The organism is Paracidovorax citrulli (assembly GCF_900100305.1).
GTDB classification, from domain to species: Bacteria; Pseudomonadota; Gammaproteobacteria; order Burkholderiales; family Burkholderiaceae_C; genus Paracidovorax; species Paracidovorax citrulli.
Genome location: NZ_FNEY01000012.1, coordinates 18,814 through 40,281, shown reverse-complemented (window position 1 = coordinate 40,281; position 21,468 = coordinate 18,814). Strand labels below are relative to the sequence as shown.

The following is a 21,468-nucleotide window of genomic DNA, read 5'->3' as shown; positions in this document are numbered from 1 at the left end:
CCTTTCCAGGACCCGCCCATGCGTCCCTGCCTTCCTCCCCTCCTGCTGTCCGCGGCTCTGTGCCTGCAGGGCGCCGCCCTCGCCCAGTCCGCGCCGGGCACGGGTGCCGCCCACGAGCCGGCCATCTCCGCGGCGCGGCAGGTTCCCTATGCCACCCAGGCCATGGTGCTGGGCAGCGCGCTGGCGGGCAGCCGCCTGGTGGCGGTCGGCGACCACGGCGTGGTGCTGCTGTCCGACGACGGCGGCCGCACGCACCGGCAGGCGCGCTCGGTGCCCGTGGACGTGACGCTGACATCCGTGGCCTTCGCGGACGCGCGCAACGGCTGGGCCGCGGGCCATGCCGGCGTGATCCTGCACACCGCGGACGGCGGCGAAACCTGGAGCCTGCAGCGCAAGGACCTGCAGGAGGACCGCCCGCTCTTCGCGGTGCATTTCTTCGACCCGGCCCACGGCGTGGCGGTCGGCCTGTGGTCGCTGGTGCTGGCCACGGACGACGGGGGCGCCACCTGGCGGAAGGTGGAACTGCCCCCGCCCGAGGGCGCCCGCAAGGCCGACCTGAACCTGCTGGGCCTGTTCGCGGATGCGCGCGGCCGGCTCTTCGCCGCCGCCGAGAAAGGCACGGTGCTGCGCTCGGACGACCAGGGCCGGACCTGGACCTACCTGCCCACCGGCTACCAGGGTTCGTTCTGGACCGGCGCGGCCACGCCGGACGGCACGCTGCTGGCGGCCGGCCTGCGCGGCTCCCTCTACCGCAGCGGTGACGACGGCCGCGCCTGGCAGCGCGTGGAAACGCACAGCCAGTCCTCCATCACCGCGCTGCAGGCGCGGGACGGCTCGGTGGTGGGCGTGGGCCTGGACGGGCTGGTGCTGCGCAGCACCGACGGCGGCGCCACCTTCTCCACCGAAATCCGGCCGGACCGGATGGCACTGACCAGCGTGGTGGCCGGCGCCGGCACCCCCGACCGGCCGGACGTGTTCTATTCGCGGCAGGGGCCCGTCGCGCCGGCCGCCACCGCCCGCTGACGCCTGCCGCCGGCGGGGCCATCAGGCAGCCAGACGCCACGCGCCACGCGCCGGGCGGACGCAAAAAAAGCCCGCTGCACCGGAGCGGCGCCGCGGGCATGAACCGGGGAACCGGCTGCCTCCGGAAACGTCAGGCGCCCGCCGCTCCTGCGGGAAAGCGCCCTTCCGAGGCCAGTTGCGCCAGCGGCAGGCGGCCGTTGGGCGACTCGCGCGACTGCAGCCCCTCGGGCAGCACGCCCTTGTCGCCCCGGCGGCCGATCGCCACCACGGCCTGGACCGCATAGCCCTCGGGGATGGCCGCCGCCTGCCGCACGGCCCCGGCATCGAAGCCGGCCATGGCATGGGCCGACCAGCCGGACAGCGTGGCCTGCAGCGCGAGGCTGGCCCAGGCGGCCCCTGCATCGAAGGCATGCCAGGCATTCGGCGCAGGCGCGGATTCGCCCGGGAACACGGCCTGCTCGGCGGACACCACCGCCACCAGGGCCGCGGCCCGCCCGGCCCATCCCTGGTTGAAGGGCTCCAGCGCCTGGAAGATGGGATCCCAGCTCGGGGTATCGCGCCGGGCGTAGATGAACCGCCAGGGCTGGGCGTTGTAGGCCGACGGCGCCCAGCGGGCGGCCTCGAGCAGGGCCAGCAGGCCGGGCTCCGGGATGGGCTCGCCGGTGAAGGCGCGGGGCGACCAGCGGTCGGTGAATACGCTGTGGATCGGATGGTCGGGCTGCCGGAGCGGAAGAGACTGGGACATGGAAAACTCCTGGTTTCTGAAAAGAGATCGCGCGGGCCGCGTCAGATGCCGGCCATGTTGATGTACTTGAGGGTGAGGTAATCGTCCATGCCGTGGCGCGAGCCCTCGCGCCCCAGGCCGGACTGCTTGATGCCGCCGAACGGCGCGACCTCGTTGGAGATCAGCCCCGTGTTCACGCCCACCATGCCGTACTCCAGGCGCTCGGCCACGCGCCATACGCGGCCGAGGTCGCGGGCGTAGAAATAGCTCGCCAGCCCGAACTCGGTATCGTTGGCCATCGCCACCACCTCGTCTTCGGTCTCGAAGCGGAACAGCGGCGCCAGCGGGCCGAAGGTTTCCTCGCGCGCCACGCGCATGCGCTGCGTCACGCCCGTGAGCACGGTCGGCTCGAAGAAGCTGCGGCCCAGCGCATGGCGCCGCCCGCCGAGGGCCACCTGCGCGCCGCCGGCCACCGCGTCCGCGATGTGCTCCTCCACCTTGCGCACCGCGGCGTCGTCGATCAGCGGACCGATCCGCACGCCCTCCTCGGCGCCCGGGCCGACGCGCAGCGCCCGCAGGGCCTCCACGAGCTTGCGCGCGAACGCGTCGTACACGCGCGCGTGCACGTAGAGCCGGTTGGCGCATACGCAGGTCTGGCCGGCATTGCGGAACTTCGAGACCAGCGCGCCCTCCACCGCGGCGTCCAGGTCGGCATCGTCGAACACGATGAAGGGCGCATTCCCGCCCAGCTCCATCGATACCTTCTTCACCGTGGCCGCCGTCTGCTGCATCAGGTGCCGGCCCACCTCGGTGGAGCCGGTGAAGCTCAGCTTGCGCACCAGCGGGTTCATCGCCAGCTCGGTGCCGACCTCTCCGGCCGGCCCGGTCACCACCGACAGCACCCCCGGCGGAATTCCCGCGCGCTCGGCCAGCGCCGCCAGGGCGAGCGCGGTGAGCGGCGTCTGGCTGGCCGGCTTGACCACCATGGTGCAGCCGGCCGCCAGGGCCGGCCCGGCCTTGCGGGTGATCATCGCGGCGGGAAAGTTCCACGGCGTGATGGCGGCGCACACCCCCACGGGCTCGCGGACCACCACGATGCGCTGCGAGGCCACGGGCGCGGGCACCGTCTCGCCATAGACACGTTTCGCCTCCTCGGCGAACCACTGGATGAAGGAGGCCGCGTAGCCGATCTCGCCGCGCGCCTCGGCCAGGGGCTTGCCCTGCTCCGCGGTCATGATGCGCGCGAGATCGTCCTGGTTCGCCAGGATCAGTGCATGCCAGCGTGCCAGCAGCGCGGCGCGCTCGCCGGCCGTGCGCGCGCGCCACGCGGGCCATGCGCGGTGCGCCGCCTCGATGGCCTCGCGGGTTTCCGGAGGGCCCATGCGGGGCACGTGGCCCACGGTGGCGCCGGTGGCGGGATCGGCCACGGCCAGGGTGCGCTCGCCGGCGGTCCAGCGGCCGTCCACGAAGCAGCGGTCGCGCAGCAGGGAAGGATCTTGCAGGTTCAGCATAAAAGAGGCCGTGCCATGCCGGCTCAGAGTTGGGTGACCATCTTGGTCACGAGAAAGCTGTCGAAGGACTCGGTGCCGCCCTCGCTGCCGAAGCCGCTGTCCTTCACGCCGCCGAAGGGCAGCTCGGGATGGGCCATGCCGGAATGGTTGATGTTGACCATCCCGGCCTCCAGCCCGCGGGCCACGCGCGTGGATACCCGCAGCGATTGCGTGAAGACGTACGACGCCAGCCCGAAGGGCAGCGCATTGGCCTGGCGCAACGCATCGTCCACGGTGTCGAAGCGCGCGAGCACCGCCAGGGGGCCGAACGGCTCTTCCCGCAGGATGCGCGCGCCCGGGGGCACGTCCTGCAGCACGGTGGGGGCCAGGAAATGGCCCCGCCCGCGCACGCGCTGCCCGCCCGTGGACGCCGTCGCGCCGGCGCCGACGGCATCGTCCACCAGGCCCTGCACCGCCTGCAGCCGGCGCGCGTGGATGAGCGGCCCCATCTGCACGCCCTCTTCCAGGCCGGGGCCCATCTTCACCGCGCCCAGCGCTTCGATGAAGCGCTCCGCGAAGCGGCCGTAGATGCCGGATTGCACGAAAAAGCGCGAGGGCGATACGCACACCTGCCCGGCGTTGCGCACCTTCATGCGCGCCAGCGCGGCGGCGGCCTCGTCCACGTCGGCATCGTCGAACACCAGCACGGGGGCGTGGCCGCCGAGCTCCATCGTGGTGCGCTTGAGATGGGTTCCGGCCAGCGCGGCGATCTGCCGGCCCACGGGCACCGAGCCCGTGAACGACACCACCCGCACGCGCGGCGATTCGATCAATTGGCGGGAGATGTCCGCCGGCACGCCCCAGACCAGGTTGAGCGCACCCGGGGGCAGCCCCGCGTCGTGGAACAGCCGCGCCAGCGCGACGATGGCGCTGGGCGATTCCTCGGGCCCCTTGAGCACCACCGTGCAGCCCGCGCCCAACGCCGCGGCCAGCTTTTTCGCCGCCTGCCCGAACGGAAAGTTCCAGGGGCTGAACGCGGCCACCACGCCGGCGGGTTCGCGCACCACCCACTGCCGCACCGACGGATCGCGCGGCGGCACCACGCGGCCGTAGATGCGCCGGCATTCCTCCGCATGCCATTCCAGGTGCTCCGCGGCGTTGAGCACCTCGGCCACGGCCTCGGACAGGGGTTTGCCGTTGTCCAGCGTGATGCCGCGGCCGATGTCCCGGGCCCGCTCGCGGGCGAGACCGGCGGCCTTGCGCAGCACGGCGGATCGCTCCATCGGCGAGCTGTCGCGCCAGGCCGGGAAGGCGCGGTGCGCGGCCTCGATCGCCGCCTCGACCTCGGCGGGCCCGGCCCAGGGCAGGTGCCCCAGCACGTCGAGCGTGGCCGGGTCGTGCACGGACTGCCCGGCACCACCGCCCTGGAAGCAGCCGCCGATGAACAGGGAAAGCTCGGGATACATCGCGGGCTCCTTCATGCCGTCAGGGCCGGCTCTGCCCCGGGGTGGGGTACGGCCTGCGAAGCGGTGCCCGCCCGCGCCCCGGCCGCCCCGTGCATCCCGGGCGCAAGCACGGCATCGCAGAAGGCGGCGAGCTGCGCCGCCGCATCGCCCCGGCGGCCCGCGGCCGCCACGAACCGGTCGGGACGGATCAGCACCCAGTCCACGCCGCGGTCCTGGAACCAGAAATGCAGCGTGTTCTCCACATCCTCGATGCGCCCCCCTGGGCGGGCGCGCAGGCATCCGCCGCGGCGCCGCGCGAGCGCACGGCCACGTAGCGCCCGCAGCCCAGCCGCTCCAGTTGCTCCAGCAGTTGCGCAGGCGCGCCGGCCAGGGCGTCCTCGCACCAGCTCAACACGGCGAAGCGCGGGCCGACCACGTCGTCCAGCCGCTGGTGGCGGCCGGGCGCGCACTCCACCAGGGGCTGGATGAACATGCGGCCGACCACCTCGTCGCGGCGCGCGTCCCCGCTGTCCTGCACGATGCCCCGCGTGAAGCGCGGCATGGGCTTGAACTTCATCTGCAGCACGTAGTCGCGTACGCGCGGGATGTTGCGCACCGACAGGAAGAAGCAGTCGCGCAGCCAGGCCAGGGCACGGTTGCGCTGCGACAGCATGGCGCCGAACAGGTCCGCGAGGTCGATCATCGCCTTGGCATGGGCGTGGCGCTCGTCGTGGTAGCTGGAAAGCAGCTCGGGCCGCAGCCGCCCGTGCAGGATCCAGGCGAGCTTCCACGACAGATTGAAGGCGTCGCGCAGACCCGCGTTCAGCCCTTGCCCGATCCAGGGCGGCGTGATGTGCGCCGCGTCGCCCGCCAGACACACGCGCCCGACCACGAACGATCCCGCCACGCGCGAATTGTGGGTATAGACGCGCGCCCGGATCACGTTCAGCGACTCAGGATGCGCGACATGCCGGCCCAGCAGCTCGCGCACCTTCTCCGGGGCCAGCATCTGCTCGCCGTCCTCCCCGGGAAACAGCATGAACTCCCAGCGCCGCAACCCGTAAGGCAGGCGCAGGCACACGTAGGGCCGTTCGGGGTCGCAGTGCAGCGCCGTATAGGGCGCGTCCAGCGGATCCTGGTCGCACTCGATGACCACCCACTTCGCGGGATGGGTGCGCCCCTCGAAAGGCAGCTTCAGGATGCCCTCTCGCACGCGGCTGCGCCCGCCATCGCACCCCACCAGGTACTGCGCGCGCACCCGGTGCTCCACGCCCTGCGCGTCGCGCAGCACGGCGGTCACGCCGTGGGCATCCTGCTCCAGGTCCAGCAGCTCCGTCTCCAGGCGCAGGTGCACGTGCGCGAAGCGCTGCAGCCCTTCGCGCAGCACCGCCTCGCCCAGCGGCTGCGAGAACAGGTTGCGGCGGAACCAGCCGAATTCGCGCGTGCTGGGCAGGATCTCCGCGAAGCAGCGGCGCGACGCGGTATACATGCGCATGGGCACGTTCTGGATCATGTCGTGCAGCATGCGATCGGCGAGGCCGGCCGCCTGGAAGGTGCGCAGCGCCTCGTCGTCGAGCCCGACCGCGCGGGGGTAGTCGAGCACCTGCGGGCTGCGGTCCACGGCCAGCACGGACACGCCGTAGCCCCCCAGCAGGTTCGCGATCGTGGCCCCGACCGGCCCCGCGCCGACGACGAGGACCTGGACTTCAGTGGGAAATGTCATCGCCTTGCAGCCTTTCGTGGACGCGGCGCTTCAGGCCGGGCTGAGCAGCCGGCTGTCCTGGCTCACCAGCAGGTTGCGGACCGACTTGCGGAATTCGGTGAAGGCCGGGTCGGCGATCAGCTGCGCGCGGCGGCGCACGCGCTCTTCATAGCTGTCGAAGACCCAGTGGTAGATGAGCTGGTTCAGGTCGCCGCTTTCCGGCGTGAGCACCGCCACCAGGCCGCCCAGCAGGCGGGTCTGCACCTCGCGGCCCGCTTCGTTGTACAGGCGCAGGTATTCGCGCGTGCCGCCAGGCACCAGCGTGTAGGTCCGGATTTCGTGGATCATGGAACTCTCTCTTCAGGGAATCAGGCCGGGGCGTGCGCCGCCGCGCGCCGCAGGAAGCCGGCCACCGCCTGCGCGAAAAGCACGGGCTGGTCGTCGTGGATGTAGTGCCCCGCATCCGGGATCTCGATGGCCTCGACGCGCGGGTTCAGCGCGCGCATGCGCTCGGCCATGGCCGGCTGCAGGTAGTCCGAACGCCCGCCCCGCACCACCAGCGTGGGACACGCGATCGCGCGCAGGCTGGCCTCCAGGTCCACCGCCCGGGCGGGATCGGGATGCAGGCGCGCCGCGGCGATGCCGGCATGGTCGTAGCGCCAGGTGAAGCCGCCCTGCGGCAGCGGCGAGAGCATGCTCTGCAGGCGCTGCAGCCGTGCCTCCTCGGTCACCGTGGGCCGCAGCGCGCGCATGAAGGCCGCTGCCGCCTCCCAGTCCGGGAACGACGCGGGCGTCATGGCCAGCTCCCTGCGGATGCGGGTCGCGCCCTCGCTGGCGTCGAAGGCGCCCGGGCCGGCATCCTCGATCACCAGCCGCCGCACGCGCGCCGGGTGCCGGCCCGCATAGACGATGGCGTTCATCCCGCCCATCGAATGGCCCAGCAGGTCGAAGGCCTCCAGCCCCAGCGCATCCACGATGCCCTCCAGGTCGGCCACGTAGGTGTCCGTGTAGTAATCGCCCGCCGGATCCCAGTCGGACCGGCCGCGTCCCCGCTGGTCGAAGGCGATCACGCGGAAATCCGGCTGCAGCGCCGCGGCCAGGCCCGCGAAGGTCTCGGCATACCCGCGGATGCCGTGCAGCATCACCACGGGCCGGGCCGCCGGGTCACCCCATTCGGTGAGGTGGAACCGCAGCCCCCTCAGGGACATCACCTGTTCGCGCCGTTCCATGGCCCGCCCTCAGACCAGGCCGTCCCGGCCCTGGATTTCCGAGGCCTTCAGGCCGCCCAGGCGGGCATTGAGCCGGCCGCGCGTGGCGAAGGCCCAGATCAGCACCACCTCGTCGCGGTTGGGGCCGTCCGCGAACTGCGCGGTGACGGTGTCGTAATGCGAGCGCACGTACAGCGCGTCCTTGTGCGCGAGCGGGATGTCGATCGACGTGCCCGGGCCACCGCGCTTGCCGGACGACGGCACCCAGGACTTGCCGCCCCCGATGGCCTCGCGGATGGGATTGGCCGCGGGGTTGGTCAGCAGCGCGTTGCCGTGCTCGTACTCGCCGTCGATGCCCACCACGATCGCCTTGCCGTAGCTCTCGATCGCACGGCCCGCGGCAGCTTCCTGGACGCGGCGGCCGAACTCGCGGCCCAGCTCCGGGGAGGGATCGATCCACGACGACAGGTCCGGCTCGTAGCGCCCCGCGAACGGGTTGTGGATGCAGGCGGCGATGACGATCTTGCGCAGCGGTTCGCCGTCCGCGGGCGCGCCGGTTTCGCCGGCCAGGGTGTCCTCGATCTGGAGATACCACTTGCGGATGTGGAAGACGCTGAAATTGGCAGCCTTGGTCATGGTGTCGGGAATGGAAGTGAAGGGGTGGAAGGGAAGGCGGCCCGGGCCGCGTCAATCGAACAGCGGTTCGAGCCGGAACGGCTCGCTGGGCGCGTGGTGGGCCTGCAGCACGCGCTTGCCCTCCTCGTCGTCGTGGACCATCTCCAGGAAGAACTCGAAGCGGTGGCCGTCCGGATCGTTGAAGTACAGGCCGTAGCCCACCTTGTGGTCGGTGGTCTTCACCACCTCCACGCCGGCGCGCAGCAACTGGCCGTAGAGCCGGCGCAGCTCGTCCATGTCGCCCTCGATCTCCAGGCCGTAGTGCTGCAGCGCGCAGCCGCCCACCACCTGCCCCGGCTCGGGCTTGATCAGCGCGATGTCGTGGTGCTTGCGGCCGAAGCTCATGAACACCCAGCGCTCGCCCCGCGCGGTCTCCTGCATGCCCAGGATGCGCTCGTACCAGGCGGCCGAGGCGAACGGGTCGGTCACGAACAGCGACAGGTGGGTGCGGCGGATACGGGGGCGCACCACCCCGGCGCGGATGTCAGTCATGGTGGGGCTTCGCTCCGAGGGTGGACTTCGGGTGGGCCTTCACGGCGGCGGCGACGGGGGTCCAGGCCACGGCCGTGATCTCGCTGAAATCGCGCCAGTCCTTGAACCAGCTCCGGCCCCCGTCCATGGAGCGGAAGAGATGGCCGTACTTGGTGCCAGCGAACACCAGGTCGGGGTCGGCGGCATGCGTGCCCAGCGCCCAGAACGTCGAGTTCGGCACCGCATGCAGCAGCGACGGGGCCCAGGTTTGTCCGCGGTCCTCGGAGCGATAGAGCTGCGTGCGCGTGCCCGGCGTGCCGTCGCCGATGGCGGCCAGCAGCACCTCGCGGTCGCCTTCCAGCGGCGTGAGGATGCGCGTGTAGTACATGCCGTCGAAGCGGTCCGCCGAACTCTCCGCGGCCCAGGGGCCGGCCGGTCCCCCGGTGCTCGTATAGACCGAGTTGACCGTGGCGACGATGTGCGTTTTCGGCTGGCCGGCGGCGGCCGGCAGGATGCGGATGCAATGGATGTCGCTGTTGGCGATGCCGCTCGCCGCATCGTCCACGCGCCGCCAGGTGTCGCCGCGGTCGGTGCTGTGCCAGGCGCCGCCTTCCTCCACGCCGAGCCAGACGGAACCGTCGTCCGGATCCACCGCGATCGCGAGGATGCGGGGGCGGTTCACGCCCGCGCAGAACTCCGGCAGTTCGATGGGCAGCCGCGTCCAGCTCGCGCCGCCGTCCAGCGAACGGAACATCACGGCCCGCGACGGGGCGCCCGTGCCGGCGTAAATGGTGCGCGCGTCGCGCGGGTCGATCGCCAGCGCCCACACGTGCATGCCGTTGGCCGGCGACTCCAGGCGCCGGAAATGCGCGCCCGCGTCCTCGCTCAGGCAGATGCCGGCATCCGCGCCCGCGAAGATCCGGTTCGGGTCGTGCGGGTCCACCAGCAGGCTGCGCACCACGCCGTCGAATTCGATGGCCTCCTTCAGGCCGAGGCGGTGCCAGCTCGCGCCGTCGTCCGCGCTGCGCAGAATGCCCTGCCCGGCGGTTCCCACGAGAATCGTTCCCTGCATGTTCGGGTCCTCCTTGGATGCGTTCAGATGAAGATGCCGCGGGTGATGCCGCCATCCACCGCGATGGATTCGCCGGTGATCGCGCCGGCGCGCTCGGAGGCGAGGAACAGCACCGCGTCGGCGATCTCCTCGGGCTGCAGCACGCGGCGGATCGGCGTGGCCTTGGCGTAGTTCGCCTCGATCTGCTCCGGCGTCAGCCCCTGCAGGCGCGCCTCCTTGGCGTAGAGCTCGTGGATGTGCGGCGTCTCCACCACCCCGGGGTGGATCACGTTCACCGTGATGCCCGAGGGGCCGAGCTGGTCGGACAGCGTCTTGGTGAGGTGGCAGATCGCCACGTTGCGCATGCCCGAGAGCTGCTTGCTGCCGCGGCCCGTGAGCCCGCCGATGTTGATGATCCGGCCGAAGCCGCCCTGCTTCATGTGCGCCGCCGCCGCCTTGGCGCAGCGCATGTAGCCCACCACCTTGATGTTGATGTCCTCCAGCAGGCCTTCCGGGTCGGCATTCTCGATCTCGCTGCGCACCAGTCCGCCCGGGTGGGCGGCGCCGTTCACGAGGATGTCGATGCGCCCGAAATGCGCCGCCACGCGCGCCATCATGGCCTCCACCTGCGCGGTGCTGCTCACGTCCGCGGGCGCGGCCAGGATCTCCACGCCCGTCTTTTCGCCGATCTCGCGCGCGGCCTGCTCCAGCGCGCCCTGGCTGCGTGCCACGATCGCCACGCGCACGCCCTCGGCGGCCAGCGCCTCGGTCACCGCCCGGCCGATGCCGAGGCTGCCTCCGGTCACCACCGCGACCTTGCCCTTCAGTTTCAGATCCATTGCACACTCCTTTGGATGGATGGAAGGCCGCGGCACGCGCCCCGGCCGATGAGTCCCGTCACAGCGCCATCTCGATCAGCGCCGGCCCCTTGCGCCCGAACGCGCGGCGCAGCTCGCCGGCCAGCGCCTGGGCCGTGGACACGCGCGCTGCCGGCACGCCGTACGACTGCGCCAGCCCCACCCAGTCGATGCGGGGGTGGTCCAGCGCCGTGAGCGCCTCGGCGCGCGCGCCCAGCGTGCCGCCGTCGCGGCGCAACTCGTTGCGCAGAATCGCGTACTGGTGGTTGGCCGCGATCAGCACCACCACGTCCAGCTGCTCGTGGGCCAGCGACCACAGCGCCTGGATCGTGTATTGCGTGCTGCCGTCCGACAGCAGCCCCACCACCGGGCGGTCCGGGCAGGCGATGGCCGCGCCCAGCGCCACCGGCAGCCCCTGCCCGATCGCGCCGCCGGTGTTGGTGAGCGTGGTGTGCGGCCGCGCGGCCGCCGAGGCGGCGTAGAACGGATAGCCGCAGGTGCCGCCCTCCACCGACACGATGGCGCGCTCCGGCAGCTCGCGCGCCAGCACCGCCGCGATGCGCGCCGGCGTCAGTTCACCTTCGGGCTGCGCGGGCATGTCCGCCGCCGGGGCCTCGTAGGCCGGTGCGCCCAGAGCGTCCGCCAGCTGTTCCAGCCGCTCGGCCACCGCATGGCCCGGTGCCGCGAGCACCAGCAGCCGCTCCGGCGGCACGAGCGCGCTCGGATGGCCCGCATAGCCGAAGTACGTGATGGGCGGCAGCGCGCCGGCCAGCACCACGAGGTCGGCCGCATCCAGCACCGCGCGCGCCGGCTCGGGGAAGTACGGCAGGCGGTCGAATGCCGGCAGGCCCTGGCCGCGCTCCGACCGGGCGGGAAAGGTTTCCGCATAGGCCGACGCACCCAGCTGCCGGCACAGCCGCGCCGCGGCGCGCTGGGCACGCGCGCCCAGCCCGCTGTGCTCGCCGCCACCGCCCAGGAGGAACACCACGCGGCCCGCCGTGCGCAAACGCTCCAGGGCCTGCCCGGGGTCGCAGCCGTCCGGCGCGCTCTCTCCAGCGGGGCGGGACGGCGCCGGCTCCGCAGCCGCCGGTACGTCGGCGCCGGAATCCGGCAGCGCCGCGGCCTGGAAGTCCGCCGGAAAGATCAGCGTGGCGCCCTGCCCCCCCCGGGCCAGGCTCTCGCGCACCGCCTGCGCGCCGGCCTGAGCGCACTCCCGCACACCGCCGATGCGGCGCACCCAGCCCGACACCGGCCGCGCCAGCGATTCGATGTCCGAGGTCAGCGGCGCGTCGTAGGGCAGGTGCCAGCTCGTGTGGTCGCCGATGACGTTGACGATGGGCGTGTGCGCGCGCCGCGCGTTGTGCAGGTTCGCGATGCCGTTGGCGAAGCCGGGCCCCAGGTGCAGCAGCGTCGCCGCGGGCCGGCCGAGCATGCGGCCGTAGCCGTCGGCGGCGCCCGTGCATACGTTTTCCTGCAGGCCCACCACGCAGCGGATCCCGTCCTGGTGCTCCAGCGCGCGCACCAGGTCGAGTTCGGTGGTGCCGGGGTTGGCGAAGCAGGTGTCCACCCCTTCGGCGGCGAGCGCGGTCCACAGCGCGTGCGCGCCGGTCGTTGGCTTCATGGTCTTGGGTCCTTCGAGGAGAAAAATCGGGAAAGGCGCGGCCCGGCTACTGCGCCTGGATGTGCCGCTCGCGCACCAGCCGCCCGACGCGCTCGGCGTCGGACGCGATCCTGGCGTCGAGCTCTTCCGGCCGCGAGGCGCCGGCCCGCAGCCCGCGGTCGGACGCCCAGGTCCGCAGCGCGGGGGCGGACAGCACCTTGTCCAGCGCCGCATGCATGCGCGCCAGCACCAGGGGCGGCGTGCCGGCGCGGGCATGCAGCGAATACGAGGTGGACAGCAGCATGCCGCCGGCCCCGGCCTCGGCGGCCGTGGGCACGTCGGGTGCCACCGGCGTGCGCGCGTCCGCCCCCACCGCGAGCAGCTTCAGCGTGCCTTTGCGCACGTGCGGCAGCAGCGCTTCCACGCCGCCGGAGGTCGCGTCCACCTGCCCGCCGAGCAGCGCCGGGATCACTTCGGCCAGCGCCTTGTAGGGCACGTGCAGGAACTGCACGCCCGTACCGGCCTGCAGCAGCTCCATGTTCAGGTGCATGACGCTGCCCACGCCGCCGGTGCCGAAGGGCACCTGCCCCGGGCGCGCCTTCGCGTAATCGATGAACGACCGGAAATCGCCGGCAGGCACGCGCGCGCTCGCCACCAGGTAGAGATCCACGTCGGCGATGTTGCTGACCGACATGAGATCCTTCTTCGGATCGAACGGCAGCGGCTTGTAGAGCAGCGGATTCACCGACAGCGTGAGCCGGTCCACCAGCAGGAAAGTGTGGCCGTCCGCCGGCGCCTTGGCCACTTCACCCGTGCCGATGATGGCGTTGGCGCCCGGCCTGTTCTCCACGACGAAGGTCGCCTTCAATTCACGGGCCAGGCCTTCGGACACCAGCCGCGCCATCACGTCGGGCCCCGTTCCCGGGGGATAGGGCACCACGATGCGGATCGGCCGCGCGGGCCATTCCGCCCCCGCCTGCGCCTGCGCCCACACCAGGCCCGGTGCCATGCACGCGGACAGCCACGCCGCAGAGACAGCACAGGCCTGCCGCAAGAAATGCCTTTTCATCGCCCACCTCCGCACCGAACGTTGACGCCACGGACAAAAGACCGACGGAGCCCCACGCTGAGAAACGGGACATCCGGACAAGACTTTCGCCACCGAATTTGACGCAATTTTATCGTTTAGACAAAAAGATGCAATATTTTTGACTCAGCACAATCCCTGGGAACGTGGAATTTCCACCATTTGCGAGCTGTGCCCTCGGGCTGCTCGCCCGCACAGGGTGCCGGGGCCGGCACGGAAAACGCCGGACCGGCTCTGCCATGCCCACATCGCCGGCGTGCATGGCTCCGTGTCCGCCCGGTGGGGACACAGGGTCGCCGTGGCGCAGGACGGTTTCGGGACGCTGGCGCGCTGGCCCGGCGCCACGGGCGGTCGGCAGGGTTGTCAAGCTTCCGTCATGAGCAGGCGAGCCCCCGGGGCAGCCGGGTGCAACGCCCAGGCCGGAGGCCATCAAGCCCGCAAAATGACCAGGAACGCGGCCGCGATGACCCAGGCGCGAGACATCCGACGGATCCATGCGCTCGCCGAGGGCCGCATGGCGGCCGCGAGATGCTCCTCCCCGTGACGACCCATGCCTGCCGCAGGGACAGCGATTCGAGCGAAGCACGCATCTCCGCGACCTCGAGCACTTGCGCGGCATCCGGTCCTGCCACCCCGTGCCCCCCGACGGGCCCCGTTGACAACAAGGCCTCGCCCTTCCAATCGGCGCGGCGCCTTCGGTACGGGCAGGTGGCTGACGTTGAACTCGAGCGCGACGTGATCCTGGACATCGACATTGCGCCGGATGCCGCCGTCCTTGAACGATCGCGCAAGGCTGGACGAGGACGCAGCCAACCCATGTCCGCCTTTCGTGGGTCAGGATCGCTTCGGTCTGCTCAGCCGCGTCCGGCTTGCCGGGGGATTGCCCGTCACCGTGCCATTGCAATTCGAGCCGCCAAGGACCGGCACCTCGACGTACAAGCCATCGAGGAGAAGATCGCTCCGCGCGCGCGCGATGCTAATCATGTCGCCGCCAATGCCCACGGGAGCGATGCTCACGGAAACGGAATGGCGGTGGATTGCGGACTTGCTCATCCGCCACGACCTCTTATTGGTTGTCGACAACACCATGGAACGTCTCCTCTTCGACGGACGGCATGTGTTCCGCCCGGCACAAATCGATCGCATGGCTCAACACGGTTTCCGTGGGCGCGGCCTCCAAGGAACTGTGCATGATCGGGTGGCGAGTGGGCTGGATCGGTGCCCCCTGCAGTACATGCCCGATCTCATTGCCGTGTCGCTGGCGAACGTCGTGGTTCCGGTCGGCATTGCGCAGGATGCTGCAGCCACCGCGCTCGAGTCATCGTGGACAACGCTGCCGGCGTATGTGCAGGAGCTTCAACGCAGGCGCGACGCAGTGGCTGAGGCGCTCGATGGGCTTCCGTCCGGGCTGCCCGCAGGCGGATGGTCTTTGCTATTGCGTGTGTCCGGCTTTCAACTGGATGGCGAGCTCATGTCGGTACGGCTGTTGCAGCACGGCGTGTATGCCACGGCGATGCAGGGATGGGGCGAAGTGCATGGAAGTCAGTACATTCGCTTCGTGTTCGCAACGAACCGGTCGAGAGGCTGTGCCTTCTGGGCACGCGCGTGCACGCGACACTGGCGGGACCGTGAACGCGGCGCCCCACCCGCAAGCCAGAGTCAACCTCCGACATCCACACCAGGTACCCTCACAAAACCGCCGCCGTCCGTTCCAGTCTAGCCGGGCGCAACCGGGACCGCAGCTTGGCGTCGAGCTGCCGCTCGCCGCTTCCTCCAGGACATCAACGGCCGCTCGACGGTGCGGTACACCACATAGCCGGCGATGCAGTTGGCGGCAAGGAATACCAGGGCCATGCCTGCCCACGACGTCAGACCGGACACCTCCACGATGGAAACGGAGAAGGGCTGCACCAAGTAGAAGGAGTAGGACCACCCACCGAACCACGACAGCAAGCGCGGAACCGTGGCACCGCACCGCTCCAGGCTGACGCAGCCGAGCAGCAGAATGGCGCACGGCACGCCCCAGGTCAGCGCCCGCAGCATGCCGATGCCGAAAATCGCCAGCGGTCCGCCATGCGCGGCAATGTAGGGCCGTTCCTGCATGTTCGTCATGACGAGGTAGGCTCCCAGCACCGCGGCGGCCAGCGCGAGCGGCCATTTCAATTGCAGCCGGCTCTTGCAGAGCCAGACGCCCATGAGGAACTCCAACATCAACGGCGTTCCGATGAAATGCAGCACCAGCATCCGGTCGGGAGCAAAATAGCTTTGTACCAGCAGCGTCAGGACCAGGCCCGTGAAGAGCCGGTGCCAACGGTTCCTGGAAAGTGCCATGGACAACGCCACCAGCGCATACAGCCAGATCTCGACAGCGACGGACCATCCTAGATAAAGGACCGGGTTGGTATAGGTCATCCTGTCGAAGACAGGTACCAGCATGAAGGTGTTCCACAACACGTTGAGCGTGGGCCCCCACACCCCGAGGACCCACAGCGCGACGAGCGATACCAGGTAGTAGAGCGGCAGGACGCGCAGCAGGTGGTCTTCGACGAACTGTCGGACCGGGACAGGTTTTTCCGCGGCGAGGGCGACGACGAAACCCGAGATCACGAAGAACAGGTCCACACCGATCTCGAAGCCGAAAACCGGAGGTGTAGGAACCAGCGGGGTGCGGCGTACGTGCGCGAGCAGCACCATCACGGCAGCGATGCCGCGGAGGACCTGGATGGAAAAAGCGTTGCGCGCGCTTCGTGCATGGGGCTCTGCAACCGTAGGGTGTGGTTCAACTTCCACACTGCGGACTGGCCTGTGAAAGCAGGAACCAAAGACAAAAGCCGCTGCAGCTCGAACGCTGCAGCGGCTTTGCTTATCTGGGGTGGCTGATGGGACTCGAACCCACGACGACAGGAATCACAATCCTGGACTCTACCAACTGAGCTACAGCCACCGTAGCCTTGAATTATAGCCGGATAAAAACCCCTCCGGCCATGTTCACAGCATCAATTTTCCGCGGCGGGGGTGCCGTCGCCCGTCGGGCGGGCCACCTTGAACTGGACCTTGAAGCGATCCTTGAGCAGTTCGTAGTAGGCCATGGCCTCGGCCTGGGCCTCGGCTTCGGCGTACTGCTGATGCTGCTGGCGGGCCACGGCCGGGTCCGACGGGTCGCGCGGCACGATGCGGGTCACCTTGACGACGGCGTAGCCCTGGGCGCCCAGGGGGGTGCCGGCGAAAGCGGGCAGCGTGTCGGCATTCACCTGCAGGGCGGCGTCCACCACGGGGCGCGGCTGGCCTTCGGGCTTGTCGCGCGAGATGGTGACGGGGTTGCCCAGGCCGGTGGCGCTGGCCGGCGCGGCCTTCCAGGCGGCCAGCCTGGCCTCGCCTTCCTTGCGTGCCAGTTCGGCGGAGCGATCGGCCACGAACAGCTCGCGCACGCGGGCCTTCACCTGGTCGAAGGCCGGGGTGGAAGCCGGCGTGTAGGCAGCGACGCGGCCGGCCACCAGGGTGCTGGGCGCCGTTTCGATGGCTTCGGTGTTGCGCTTGTTCTGCACGGAGTCGGCGGCGAACAGCGCCTCCAGGAAGCGGCCGTTGGCCAGCGGGCCCTGGGCGCCGGGCAGCGGCGTGCGCGCGACGCCGCTGGCTGTCTGCACCTTCAGCTTGAGCTTGTCGGCCACGGGCTGCAGGCTGTCCGCCTGCTCGTACACGGTGTTGGAGAACACCTCGGCCAGTTCGGCGAACTTGCGTTGCGCCTGCTGCTGCTTGGCTTCCGTCTCCAGCTTGGCACGCACTTCCTCGAAGGTCGGCTGCCTGGGCGTCTTGACGTCGTTGAGCTGGATGATGTGGTAGCCGTACTCGCTTTCCACCAGGTCGCTGATGTCGCCCTTCTTCATCGAGAAGGCGGCGTCCTCGAACGGCTTGACCATGTCGCCGCGCTTGAAGAAGCCGAGGTCGCCGCCGGAGGGCGCGGAGCCGGTGTCCTGCGAATTCTTGCGGGCCACCTCTGCGAAGGTGCCGGGCGCCTTGCGCACCTGCTCCAGCAGCGCCTGCGCGCGGGCCCTGGCCTTCTCGCGGTCGGCGGCGGGGGCGTCCTTGGGGGCATTGATCAGGATGTGGCTGGCGCGGCGCTCTTCCTTGCCGGCGAGGCGCTCCAGGTTTTCCTTGTAGTAGCTGCGCAGGTCGTCCTCGCTCAGCGTGATGCTGGCGCGCACGGCGTCCAGGTCGAGCACCACGTACTGCACGTCCGCATGCTCGGGCTGGCGGAACTGCGCTTCGTGGGCCTTGTAGTAGGACTGCAGTTCGTCGTCGGTGGGCGCGACCTTGGCGGCGAAGTCCTTGGCGTCGAAACGGGCGACCTGGATCTCGCGGCGCTGGTAGAGCGCGTCCAGCGCGAGGCGCGCCGGCTCCTGGCCAGCGAACGCGGAGCCCAGCACGCCGCCCATCACCTGGCTGAGGGAGAGTTCGCGGCGTACGTTGGATTCGAAGCCCTCGGGCGTGAGGCCCTGCGAGCCCACCAGTGCGCGATAGGCCTCTGCGTCCAGCGAGCCATCGGGGCGCTTGAGCGCGGCGATGGCGGGAATGCCCTGCAGCGTGCGGGCCAGCTGGGCGTCGCTCGTGACCAGGTGCATCTTGACGGCGGCGGCCTGCATCACGCGGTCGCGCACCAGGCGCTCCAGCGTGGCGTAGCGGGCGCGGGGCGAATCCAGCAGCCTGGCATCGACCGAGGGCGACTGCGCGCGGATGCGGTCGGTTTCCATCCGGTGCGCGTTGTCCCAGTCATCCTGGGTGATGTCATGGCCATCCACGCGCGCCACCACGGCGCTCTTGCTGGTGAAGTAGTTCCGGTCGATGCCCACGAGCACAAACGACGGAATGATCAGCAAGAACAGCACGATCATGACGACCTTGGAGTGCTTGCGGATGGATTCGAACATGGTTTCGATCTTTCAGTGGCGACAAAAGAAAAGGCGAACTCTCGTTCGCCTTTTGATCGGTGGTGGGTGCTGACGGGGTCGAACCGCCGACCTACGCCTTGTAAGGGATTAGACTACCCTTGCAAATCAATAGGTTAGAAGCCTTGCCAACTAGCCAGTGCCACCCACGGCGGGCAACTTAGAATTTTACTTCACCGCCCCGGATCGCCCTTTGGTTCTGCGGGGCTACCGAAGCCCCCCATGGCGCACATGTTCTGGGCCACCAACGACACGTCCGGCACCGACGAGACCGGCGCGCCCTCTTCCTTCTGCTGCGTGCCCGGCCCCACCAGCTCGTCCAGCAGCGCCCTGACGCTTCGGCCCAGTGTCAAGGCCTGAGCGGGATCGCCGGTCAGCATAGGACCGACCGCGCCCACCAAGATGGTGGTGAGTTCCTGGCGCTGTGCGGCGCGAGTGTCCAGCTTGATGATCTCAGGGCCGGCGACAGGCTTGGCGTCCAGCAACGTGTAGCTTCCCTCGAATGCCTGCGCCGGCGAGTACGACAGGTAGCCGTCCGCGTACTGCACGTAGTAGCCGCCGGGCTGTGGCCGGTGCTTGTTCACGTACTCGGCTGACACCTCGAACGGGGGGTATTCCTGCTCCTCGGGGTAGATCATGGCCCCATAGGAGGAGGAGCACGAAAGCCCCGTGCGGTCCGGGTTCGGGTTGTGCGCGACATCCTTGATCTTGAGGGCCCACACGTGCTTGTGGCTCTGGTACCGGGGCAATTCTTTGGAAATCTCCATGGTCTTCAAGCCCCCGGTGGTGAGGGGTGCGCTCGGCCCGGCTGCCGCCAACTCCTCGGCGGTCGGCGTCCACCCCTGGTTGCGGCCGGCTTCGGCGATGCACTCGCGCGAATGGCCGAAGCCGTCCGTGGACATGCAGCGCTCACCCTTGCAGCGCACCTGGGCGTGGAGCTTGTCGCGCAGCCGGAAGCCCAGCAGCGGCCAGATCTTCGCCACGGCATTCTCCTTGGCGATCCGGCGGCCGATCTCGGCGTTGAAGTTCTCGGGGCTGGCGCAGGCCGACTCGCCCGTCACCGTGAAGCCGTTGCGCAGTCGCAGAACGCAGAAGGTCAGCAGACCGAGCGAACCGGGCGCCTCGAAGGTGAACGGTCGAAGCACACCGTCCGGCGATGCCGCGTTGTAGCCAGCGCCCGCCACGCCATCGAAGGCCGTGAAGTAGTGCTCGCCGACGATCTCGGCCTCGATGTCGGCCGGCGTGACGCGCGGCGCCACGCTGGCGCGGGCCTGGATGTCGCGCTCGAGGGCGTCGGGGCCGGGGTGGCGGACGGAAAGGGTGATGGGGTCGTTCATGGTGTGCTTCCTTGGGTGCCGGCATCCGGCCGGCTCGGGTTGATGGGGGCGCGGCACGCTTCCAGGGCCGTGAGCAGCTCGCCCTCGTAGCCCTCACGCCGTTCGATTTCGGCCTGGGCGGCCTTGGTGAAGTCGTCGACGGTCGCGCCGGCTCGAAGCGCATCGGTGGGCATCACCGGCCGGGCGGGCACAGGCTCCTGGCACTCCACCGGCACCGACACGTTGACCCGCTGGATCTCCACGCGTGGCGCGCCCGCACAGCCGGCCAGCAGCGCCGCCAGGATCAGGACGGCCGCCCTCATGGCCGCGCCCTACCCAGCAGCCAGGCGTCTACCCGATGCTGCGCGCTGGCGCATGCATCGCCGGGCACGGCCGGGGGCACTGCAAGGATGGTGTCGGCCTTGCGGTTGTGGTCTGCGGCACGGTCCGCGGCCGCGCGCCGGGCTGGCGCCGCAGTCTCCGCTCGCTTGTTCGCGAGCGTGCGCATCTCGTCCACGGAGGCGCTGCAGGCCTCGGCCGCGCCGCGCACGCCCGCCAGCTCCTGGCCCTTTGCCGACACCGCGGCGCGCGCCTCGGTCGCAGCGTCGCGCTCACCCAGATACGCCCACCCGAGCAGCCCATTGGCCGCCAGGCTGACCAGCAGGATGATCTGCAGAGGCGTCATCGCAGCGCCTCGCAGTCCTTCCTGTCGCGATAGCCAGACTGCGCCGAGGCGTAGCACGCCCGGCGCTCTCCGTCGGCCCGGGCGTCCTTCTGCCCGCACTGCTCCAGCACGGCGCCTGCATCGATGTACCAGGCCGGCGCCAGATCCGCCTCGCTGGTGGCGATCTGCAGCAGGGTGCATGCCTGATGGGCCGTGCTGGTGGGCACCACCGTACAGGCAGAGAGCGCCAGGGCAGCGCATACAGCGATCGCAAAGTTCTTCATGGTGTCAACCTCCATTCACGGCAGATTTCGTCGTTGCTGTCGCCGCGGAGCTGCAGCCCGGGCAGTACCGTGGACACGCCGCGCACGGTGCCGCGGTTCCAGCGGGGGTTCTCCCGGCACGCGCCCTCGAGGTCGCCGCGGTTGGCTTTCGCGCGCATGGTGCTGCCCTCCAGCGCCTGCGGCCCCTTGTTCCAAACGAAATCGATGAACGTGGCCTGGGCGAAAGCGTCATAGGTGGGCCAGTGCCGCAGCAGCCGCGCCGCGTCGCGCTCGGCCTGGATGTACCGGGCCCGCTCCAGTTGGTAGCAGTCGGCCGGGCTGTAGTAGCGCCGGGCGTCCACCTCCGGGCCGGTGACGCCGTTGCACACGGTCAGCGGCTGCCCGCGGCCTGCGCGGTCGATGTAGGGCGTGCCGATGTGCCGCCCGCTGGACTCGTATTCCGATCCCATGACCATGGCGATCTTCACGGCCGGCGACGTGCCGGGGTCGGCAGCCACGGCCTGCACGTATTCATTGCGCTGCGCGGCGTCGGTGGCGTGCTGCGCAATGTAGGTGCCGCCGCCCAGGCCGGCCAGCAGCACCAGGGCTGCCAGCTTCTGCGCCAGCTGGCGCGGGACGCGGCTGGTCACTCGTCCACCTCGAGGCGGCCCAGGTCCGTGTCCTCATGGAACACCGGCACGCCCGTGGCGCGCATCACGTCCATGCGCATCTGCCGCTCGCTCTCCCGGCGTTCGTACTCCTTGGCCTGTCGCCTGTTGGCCTCGCGCTTGTAGTACCAGGTGATGAGCAGGCCGATCACGGCGACGGCCGCGCCGACATAGGCCGCCAGGTCCGCCGCCGACATTTTCCCGGCGACAGCCACGGATCCACCGATGATGGTGGCCTTGTTGCCGGCGGCGCCGATGGCTTCGAGGGTTTCGGTTTTCAT

Annotated in this window: 23 protein-coding genes and 1 tRNA gene; 2 read left to right on the top strand and 22 right to left on the bottom strand. The window is 70.2% G+C overall.

Going from position 1 to position 21,468, the window contains the following annotated elements:
- Positions 1-18: 18 nt before the first annotated feature.
- The gene (locus BLR99_RS10130; protein WP_048857476.1) at positions 19-1,023 is read left to right on the top strand and encodes a WD40/YVTN/BNR-like repeat-containing protein; all 1,005 of its coding nucleotides are present in this window, start codon (positions 19-21) and stop codon (positions 1,021-1,023) included.
- A gap of 130 nt (positions 1,024-1,153) precedes the next feature.
- On the opposite strand, the gene BLR99_RS10125 is transcribed toward BLR99_RS10130, so the two are convergent.
- From BLR99_RS10125 to BLR99_RS10070, 13 genes are read right to left on the bottom strand one after another with little or no spacing between them, the layout of a single operon-like run.
- On the bottom strand, positions 1,154-1,768 hold the full coding sequence (locus BLR99_RS10125; protein WP_048857475.1) for a nitroreductase family protein: 615 nt from the start codon (positions 1,766-1,768) through the stop codon (positions 1,154-1,156).
- A gap of 41 nt (positions 1,769-1,809) precedes the next feature.
- Positions 1,810-3,258, bottom strand: a complete 1,449-nt coding sequence (locus BLR99_RS10120) for an NAD-dependent succinate-semialdehyde dehydrogenase (RefSeq protein WP_048857474.1) — start codon at positions 3,256-3,258, stop codon at positions 1,810-1,812.
- Between the two features lie 23 nt (positions 3,259-3,281).
- Positions 3,282-4,703 carry an NAD-dependent succinate-semialdehyde dehydrogenase gene (locus BLR99_RS10115; protein ID WP_048857473.1) on the bottom strand — a complete coding sequence of 474 codons (1,422 nt, stop codon included), beginning with the start codon at positions 4,701-4,703 and terminating at the stop codon, positions 3,282-3,284.
- Positions 4,704-4,714: 11 nt separating this feature from the next.
- Positions 4,715-4,906, bottom strand: coding sequence for a hypothetical protein (locus BLR99_RS23450; RefSeq protein WP_233427227.1), 192 nt, complete (start codon positions 4,904-4,906; stop codon positions 4,715-4,717).
- Positions 4,891-6,405, bottom strand: coding sequence for a bifunctional 3-(3-hydroxy-phenyl)propionate/3-hydroxycinnamic acid hydroxylase (locus BLR99_RS10110; protein ID WP_233427226.1), 1,515 nt, complete (start codon positions 6,403-6,405; stop codon positions 4,891-4,893). The genes BLR99_RS23450 and BLR99_RS10110 overlap by 16 nt, the downstream gene beginning before the upstream one ends.
- Positions 6,406-6,435: 30 nt before the next feature.
- Positions 6,436-6,732: an NIPSNAP family protein gene (locus BLR99_RS10105; RefSeq protein WP_017439660.1), complete on the bottom strand. Its 297-nt coding sequence runs from the start codon at positions 6,730-6,732 to the stop codon at positions 6,436-6,438.
- Positions 6,733-6,752: 20 nt separating this feature from the next.
- A complete protein-coding gene (locus BLR99_RS10100; protein WP_048857472.1) occupies positions 6,753-7,613 on the bottom strand; it encodes an alpha/beta fold hydrolase in 861 nt (286 codons plus the stop codon).
- 9 nt (positions 7,614-7,622) lie between these two features.
- On the bottom strand, positions 7,623-8,228 hold the full coding sequence (locus tag BLR99_RS10095) for an amino acid synthesis family protein (RefSeq protein WP_017439491.1): 606 nt from the start codon (positions 8,226-8,228) through the stop codon (positions 7,623-7,625).
- Between the two features lie 51 nt (positions 8,229-8,279).
- Positions 8,280-8,759 carry a VOC family protein gene (locus BLR99_RS10090; RefSeq protein ID WP_017439490.1) on the bottom strand — a complete coding sequence of 160 codons (480 nt, stop codon included), beginning with the start codon at positions 8,757-8,759 and terminating at the stop codon, positions 8,280-8,282.
- On the bottom strand, positions 8,752-9,810 hold the full coding sequence (locus BLR99_RS10085; protein WP_048857471.1) for a WD40/YVTN/BNR-like repeat-containing protein: 1,059 nt from the start codon (positions 9,808-9,810) through the stop codon (positions 8,752-8,754). The genes BLR99_RS10090 and BLR99_RS10085 overlap by 8 nt, the downstream gene beginning before the upstream one ends.
- Positions 9,811-9,833: 23 nt before the next feature.
- On the bottom strand, positions 9,834-10,628 hold the full coding sequence (locus BLR99_RS10080; RefSeq protein ID WP_048857470.1) for an SDR family NAD(P)-dependent oxidoreductase: 795 nt from the start codon (positions 10,626-10,628) through the stop codon (positions 9,834-9,836).
- Positions 10,629-10,686: 58 nt separating this feature from the next.
- Positions 10,687-12,267, bottom strand: coding sequence for an acetolactate synthase large subunit (locus BLR99_RS10075; protein ID WP_048857469.1), 1,581 nt, complete (start codon positions 12,265-12,267; stop codon positions 10,687-10,689).
- Positions 12,268-12,313: 46 nt separating this feature from the next.
- Complete coding sequence (locus BLR99_RS10070; protein WP_048857468.1) at positions 12,314-13,315, bottom strand: Bug family tripartite tricarboxylate transporter substrate binding protein; 1,002 nt, start codon at positions 13,313-13,315, stop codon at positions 12,314-12,316.
- A gap of 793 nt (positions 13,316-14,108) precedes the next feature.
- On the opposite strand from BLR99_RS10070, the gene BLR99_RS22570 reads away from it, so the two are divergent.
- A complete protein-coding gene (locus BLR99_RS22570) occupies positions 14,109-15,053 on the top strand; it encodes an aminotransferase class I/II-fold pyridoxal phosphate-dependent enzyme (protein WP_138919954.1) in 945 nt (314 codons plus the stop codon).
- Here BLR99_RS22570 and BLR99_RS10065 read toward each other — a convergent pair.
- The 9 genes from BLR99_RS10065 to BLR99_RS10025 form a co-directional block, all read right to left on the bottom strand.
- Entirely contained in the window at positions 15,050-16,123 is a 1,074-nt protein-coding gene (locus tag BLR99_RS10065; RefSeq protein WP_228193851.1) for an acyltransferase family protein, read from the bottom strand. The genes BLR99_RS22570 and BLR99_RS10065 overlap by 4 nt on opposite strands.
- Positions 16,124-16,201: 78 nt before the next feature.
- Positions 16,202-16,277: transfer RNA gene (locus tag BLR99_RS10060), tRNA-His, on the bottom strand.
- Positions 16,278-16,329: 52 nt separating this feature from the next.
- Positions 16,330-18,258, bottom strand: a complete 1,929-nt coding sequence (locus BLR99_RS10055; RefSeq protein WP_017438481.1) for a SurA N-terminal domain-containing protein — start codon at positions 18,256-18,258, stop codon at positions 16,330-16,332.
- A gap of 191 nt (positions 18,259-18,449) precedes the next feature.
- On the bottom strand, positions 18,450-19,613 hold the full coding sequence (locus BLR99_RS23270; RefSeq protein ID WP_011794867.1) for a Gp49 family protein: 1,164 nt from the start codon (positions 19,611-19,613) through the stop codon (positions 18,450-18,452).
- Positions 19,610-19,915, bottom strand: coding sequence for a hypothetical protein (locus BLR99_RS10045; RefSeq protein WP_011794866.1), 306 nt, complete (start codon positions 19,913-19,915; stop codon positions 19,610-19,612). The genes BLR99_RS23270 and BLR99_RS10045 overlap by 4 nt, the downstream gene beginning before the upstream one ends.
- Complete coding sequence (locus BLR99_RS10040; RefSeq protein WP_011794865.1) at positions 19,912-20,277, bottom strand: hypothetical protein; 366 nt, start codon at positions 20,275-20,277, stop codon at positions 19,912-19,914. Before BLR99_RS10040 ends, BLR99_RS10045 begins: the two co-directional genes overlap by 4 nt.
- Positions 20,274-20,540: a hypothetical protein gene (locus BLR99_RS10035; protein ID WP_020379880.1), complete on the bottom strand. Its 267-nt coding sequence runs from the start codon at positions 20,538-20,540 to the stop codon at positions 20,274-20,276. The genes BLR99_RS10040 and BLR99_RS10035 overlap by 4 nt, the downstream gene beginning before the upstream one ends.
- The gene (locus BLR99_RS10030; protein ID WP_017438281.1) at positions 20,537-21,169 is read right to left on the bottom strand and encodes a glycoside hydrolase family protein; all 633 of its coding nucleotides are present in this window, start codon (positions 21,167-21,169) and stop codon (positions 20,537-20,539) included. The genes BLR99_RS10035 and BLR99_RS10030 overlap by 4 nt, the downstream gene beginning before the upstream one ends.
- Positions 21,166-21,468: a holin gene (locus BLR99_RS10025; protein WP_017438282.1), complete on the bottom strand. Its 303-nt coding sequence runs from the start codon at positions 21,466-21,468 to the stop codon at positions 21,166-21,168. Before BLR99_RS10025 ends, BLR99_RS10030 begins: the two co-directional genes overlap by 4 nt.